Origin of the sequence: Mycobacterium angelicum (genome assembly GCF_002086155.1) — a bacterium.
GTDB lineage: Bacteria > Actinomycetota > Actinomycetes > Mycobacteriales > Mycobacteriaceae > Mycobacterium > Mycobacterium angelicum.
Genome location: NZ_MVHE01000356.1, coordinates 1 through 328, shown reverse-complemented (window position 1 = coordinate 328; position 328 = coordinate 1). Strand labels below are relative to the sequence as shown.

The following is a 328-nucleotide window of genomic DNA, read 5'->3' as shown; positions in this document are numbered from 1 at the left end:
CGATGGTGGATTCCCCGGACCGGCTCGCCGACCAGTTGTCGACGGTCGCGGTGCGCACGTAGCCGGGTGCCCGTTTGGGCCAAGAAGTTCCGCGGCACTGCCTTTTGTGGCCCGCGGGACTTAGAATGCCCGCTGTGACGACCCCGTCCAACCACTGGGGGGACGAACGAAGGAAGCTCTCGCATCAGCCACCGGTGCGGGGTCAGATTCTTGGCCGCAGGCAAGCCCGGCGGCTGAGCCAGCACTTCGCGCGGGTCGGCGTCGAAGCCCCGCCGAAGCGCCTTCAGGAAATGCTGTTGGGCGCTCCCGCCGCCGACGAAGAATGGAC

General features: G+C 67.7%; 1 pseudogene. It reads left to right on the top strand.

Annotated features, from left to right (window positions below):
* Positions 1 to 134: 134 nt before the first annotated feature.
* A pseudogene (locus tag BST12_RS29775) lies at positions 135 to 328 on the top strand (hypothetical protein); the annotation flags it as partial.